This is a genomic window from Centipeda sp. (in: firmicutes) (assembly GCF_057271695.1).
This window is the reverse complement of the sequence record NZ_DBHIVL010000112.1, coordinates 1-4,973: the sequence shown is the minus strand read 5'-3', so window position 1 is coordinate 4,973 and position 4,973 is coordinate 1. Positions and strand designations below refer to the sequence as shown.

Genomic DNA, 4,973 nt, shown 5'->3' with positions numbered 1-4,973 from the left:
GGACGAAAAAATCTACGCCAATCTGACGGACTTCATTTTATCAGCGATTCCCTAACTTGATTTTTATGCTTACTTTATAACTCAAATAAGCATAAAAATCAAGATGCTTTATCATTTTATCAAGAAACGAGGGTCATCATGTACTATAACCTCATCGCGAGCGCGGAGGAGAGTACGGTACTCGCACAGTATGTGCGGGAGGAGCGTGCGCCGTACGGCTCGTACCAGTCGGAGGAGGCACTGGAGCGGGCACTCATCCGTCTGCTGGAGGAGGAGGGCTATGCGTATCTCCCCATTCACGATGAGGCGGAGCTGATCGCCAATCTGCGCACGCAGCTCTCGGTACTGAACGACTATGATTTCACGGATGCGGAGTGGGAACGCTTTTTCAAGACGTCGATTGCACCCGCGAGCGACGGCATCGTAGCGAAGACGCGGCGCATCCAGACGGACTATATCCAGAATTTGAAACGTGACGATGGCACGACGAAGAATATACGTCTGATTGACAAGGAGAACATCCACAACAACCGTCTGCAGGTGATCAATCAGTATGCGGTGGAGGGTGGTGTGGACGCGGGGGAGCATGCGGCGGCACACACGAACCGCTATGATGTGACGATCCTCGTGAACGGGCTGCCGCTCGTGCATCTGGAGCTGAAGCGGCGCGGCGTGGAGGTCCGTCAGGCATTTAACCAGATTCGCCGCTATCAGCGGGATAGCTTCTGGGCGGGCGCGGGGCTGTACGAGTATGTGCAGATCTTCGTCATCTCGAATGGGACGAATACGAAGTACTATTCCAATACGACGCGTGCGAGCCATATCCGTGAGATGGACGCTGCGGGGCGCAAGGCAAGCAAAAAGACGAGCAACAGCTTTGAGTTCACGTCCTACTGGGCGGATGCGGGCAACCGCCTCATTACCGACCTGATGGATTTTGGGCGGACGTTTCTTGCACGGCACACGCTGCTCGCGCTTCTCACGCGGTACTGCATTTTCACGACGGAAGAAGTGCTCATGCTCATGCGTCCGTACCAGATTGCGGCGACGGAGCGGATTCTCAGCCGCATCAAGATTTCGTCCAATTACAAGACGTGGGGGCGCATCGAGGGCGGCGGCTACATCTGGCACACGACGGGCTCGGGCAAGACGCTGACCTCATTCAAGACGGCGCAGCTCGCCTCTGCAATGCCGGAGATTGACAAGGTGCTGTTCGTGGTCGACCGCAAGGATCTCGACTACCAGACGATGAGGGAGTATGACCGCTTCGAGAAGGGGGCGGCGAACGGCAATACGTCGACGGCGGTGCTTGCGCGGCAGCTTGCGGACGATGGAGCGCGTATTGTGGTGACGACGATACAGAAGCTGTCGAATTTCATCCGGCAGAACAGGACGCACCCGATCTATGGCAAGCATGTTGTACTGATTTTCGATGAGTGCCACCGCTCGCAGTTCGGTGAGATGCACACGGCGATCACAAAGGCGTTCAAGAAGTATCACGTCTTCGGATTCACGGGGACACCGATCTTTGCACCGAATGCGGCAGGGGCGGGCAAGCCATCTGCGCGGACAACGCCAGAACTCTTCGGGGACAAGCTGCACACCTATACGATTGTGAATGCGATCAATGACGGTAATGTGCTCCCGTTCCGTATTGACTACATCAATACGATGAAGAGCAAAGATGACGTGGATGATAAAGAGGTACGTGCGATTGATCGGGAAAAGGCACTCGCCGCACCCGAGCGCATTCACGAGGTGACGAAATACATTCTCGCGCATTTCGACCAGAAGACGATGCGGAGTAAGGCATACGCGCTCAAGGGGCAGCGTGTGCTCGGATTTAACTCCATGTTTGCCGTCGCGTCGATTCCTGTCTGCATGGCGTACTACGAGGAGCTGCGCCGTCAGCTGAAGGAGGCGGGACGAAGTCTCACGATTGCGACCATCTTCAGCTATGCGGCGAATGAGGACGATCCCGAGGATGCGCTGCCCGATGAGGACTTTGATACGGCGGGGCTTGACCGCACGAGCCGAGACTTTCTTGATGATGCGATTGCGGACTACAACGCGCAGTTTCATACGAATTTCTCGACGGACGGCGATTCGTTCCAGAACTACTATAAGGATCTCTCGCAGCGGATGAAGAAGCGTGAGATTGATCTCCTCATCGTGGTGAATATGTTCCTCACGGGCTTTGATGCGACGACGCTCAATACGCTCTGGGTGGACAAGAATCTGAAATACCACGGGCTGATTCAGGCGTTCTCGCGCACGAATCGGATTCTGAACTCGGTCAAGACGTTTGGAAATATTGTCGCATTCCGCAATCTGGCAAAGGCGACGGATGATGCGATCTCGCTCTTTGGCGATGAGAATGCCGAGAGTGTCGTGCTCCTGCGCGGATTCCGTGACTACTATGACGGGTATGACGATGAGAAGGGGCAGCATCACAAGGGATATGCGGAGCTGATCAGAGAGTTGCGTGCGAAGTTCGCTGTCGGTGAGCAGGTCTTAGGCGAGACGGCACAGAAGGATTTTGTGCGGATCTTCGGCAGCATCCTGCGTCTGCGGAACATCCTCACGGCGTTTGACGATTTCGCGGAGGACGATCCGCTGCTGCCGCCGCGCGATTTGCAGGACTACCAGAGTTCCTATCTCGATATACACCATATATTGACGGGGCAGGGGAATGCGGAGAAGGAGAACATCAACGACGATGTCGTGTTCGAGCTGGAACTGATTCGGCAGGTAGATATTAACATCGACTACATTCTCATGCTCGTGGAGAAGTATCATGCTGCGAACGGTGCGGACAAGAGCATCATTGGCGCAATCGACCGTGCCGTTGGGTCGAGCCCGGAACTCCGTAGCAAAAAGGAGCTGATCGACGGGTTCATTGCGACTGTCAATACGGATACGCGGGTGATGGAGGACTGGCGCAGATACGTCACGGAGGAGAAGGAAAAGGCACTCGCCTCCATCGTAGCGGAGGAGAATCTGAAACCCGACGAGACGGAAAAGTTCGTCGCGAGCACGTTCCGCGACGGTCGGCTCAAGACCACGGGTACTGCCATCGACGCGATCCTCCCACCCGTGCGTCGCTTCGGCGGAGGGCGTGCGGAGAAGAAGCACTCTGTAATAGAGAAACTGAAGGCTTTTTTTGAGAAATTTATGGGGCTTGTGGGGGAGTAGGCGTGTAGGAGTGAAGATGCATGCAGCTGACGAAGGGAATGCCGAGTGCGCTGGTCGGTGCTTGGGGCGGTGACACCCTGCCGCCCGCGCCATTCGCAAAGGAAAAGAGCAGCAGGACGCAAGTCCACCTGCTCAGCACAGGATATGATTGTTCATTTGGAATGACCTATAGGAAGCACTGATAAATTCAGCACCGCCGTCTTAGCACATCTTTTTCGCCCTGTCTGTGCCCTAGAATCCTCCACATAGTCTATGCTATGCGTCCGGTTTGTCTCCTTGACAGGACAAAAAATCTGCACCAATCCGACGAACTTCATTTTATCAGCGATTCCTATAGATCCATGCTGTTCGGATTCAACAGGAAGTCGTAAACACTCATCACTAAAACGCCTGCCTGATTGTAAAGTGGCACAATAGCATCCTTTGTGATGATTATCTTCTTGAAGCCATCCCCCGTATTGATGAGAGATCGTTGTTCCTGCTGCATTTTCTTTTCATCCGGCATAGTGAAAGCTGACTGGATATAGTAGCGTTTGGAACCCTTGTTGCAGACAAAATCGATCTCCAGCTGTTTTCTGATCTTTTTGCCCGCCGGATCTGTTTCATTCATCACCACCACACCGACATCTACGTTATAGCCCCTGACCTTCAGCTCATTAAAGATGATGTTCTCCATCGCGTGTGTTTCTTCGACCTGTCTGAAATTTAATCTGGCATTTCTAAGCCCAAGATCAGTGAAGTAATACTTCGAGGGTGTATCGATATATTTTCTGCCCTTTATATCATACCGAATTGCACTGTCGATCAGGAAAGAGTCCTCGAGGTAATCGATATAGCGTTTGATCGTTGTCTTGCTAATCGTCTTGCCCTTTACGCTCTTAAAGGTTGCCGACAGTTTGCTTGGATTGGTTAGAGAACCTATCGCTGAAGATAGGATATTCAGCAGATCTTCCAGCTCAGCTTTGTTCCTGACGTTATTTCTGCCGATAATATCGGAGATATATGTCTCCTCGAATAGGGATTTCAGGAAAAAGCACTTCTGATCCGGCGTGGCAAAATTAAGTACCAATGGAAGCCCACCATAGAGTACATAGTCGCGCCATCCATCAGCCTTTTCTCCTCCGTATACAGACATGAACTCCGCGAAGGTCAGAGGGTACATGCGCACTTCATCGCCGCGTCCGCGAAACTCTGTAATGATATCTTTTGAAAGAAACTTTGCATTGCTGCCGGTTACATAGACATCGACATTCTTTCTGCGTACCAGGCTGTTCAGAATGGACTCAAAATCTCCGAGAAGCTGCACTTCATCTAACAGAACATAGTATTGATCCTGATCGCGAATCCGCTCGGTCAGATATGGGAAGAATACTTCCGAATCCTGATACTTTTTATTCTCATAAGCATCAAAGGCGACTTCTATGATGTGATCGTCCGGAACGTGATCACTATTAAGATACGCTCGGAACAGTTCAAAGAGCAGATAGGACTTCCCACATCTGCGAACACCGGTAACAACCTTAATCAGACCATTGTGGCGCTTGGAAATCAGTTTGCTCAGGTAGAGATCTCTGCGAATTTCCATTCTTATCATCCTTTTGTTTTGTGATATAAAAATGCGGAATCCGCATTTTTGTCCATTTGAATTATAGCCGATTTCAAAACGAGTAGCAATCTCCTGTGGGATGTTTTTGCGGAATCCGCATTTTTGTCTATTTTCGTCTTGAGGAAGCACTGATAAATTCAGCCACGCCATCTTGACGTATCTTTTTTGCCCG

General features: G+C 51.7%; 4 protein-coding genes. 2 read left to right on the top strand and 2 right to left on the bottom strand.

Annotated features, from left to right (window positions below; all coding sequences use genetic code 11):
- Positions 1–138: 138 nt before the first annotated feature.
- Both ACO6BQ_RS11895 and ACO6BQ_RS11890 read left to right on the top strand, forming a co-directional pair.
- Entirely contained in the window at positions 139–3,195 is a 3,057-nt protein-coding gene (locus ACO6BQ_RS11895) for a type I restriction endonuclease subunit R (protein WP_489121217.1), read from the top strand.
- Positions 3,196–3,215: 20 nt separating this feature from the next.
- The gene (locus tag ACO6BQ_RS11890) at positions 3,216–3,377 is read left to right on the top strand and encodes a hypothetical protein (protein WP_489121220.1); all 162 of its coding nucleotides are present in this window, start codon (positions 3,216–3,218) and stop codon (positions 3,375–3,377) included.
- Here ACO6BQ_RS11890 and ACO6BQ_RS11885 read toward each other — a convergent pair.
- Positions 3,348–3,512 (bottom strand): secretion protein HlyD, encoded by a 165-nt coding sequence (locus tag ACO6BQ_RS11885; protein ID WP_489121214.1) that lies wholly within the window; start codon positions 3,510–3,512, stop codon positions 3,348–3,350. The two genes, ACO6BQ_RS11890 and ACO6BQ_RS11885, sit on opposite strands and share 30 nt — an antisense overlap.
- 14 nt (positions 3,513–3,526) lie before the next feature.
- Positions 3,527–4,973, bottom strand: a 1,447-nt coding sequence (locus ACO6BQ_RS11880) for an ATP-binding protein (RefSeq protein WP_489121211.1), incomplete at its 5' end; no start/stop codon positions are given.

Excerpts from the sequence above, each read along its gene's own strand:
- ACO6BQ_RS11890 (WP_489121220.1), top strand. The coding sequence starts at position 3,216 with ATGCAGCTGACGAAGGGAATGCCGAGTGCGCTGGTCGGTGCTTGGGGC.
- ACO6BQ_RS11895 (WP_489121217.1), top strand. The coding sequence starts at position 139 with ATGTACTATAACCTCATCGCGAGCGCGGAGGAGAGTACGGTACTCGCA.
- ACO6BQ_RS11885 (WP_489121214.1), bottom strand. The coding sequence starts at position 3,512 with ATGAAGTTCGTCGGATTGGTGCAGATTTTTTGTCCTGTCAAGGAGACA.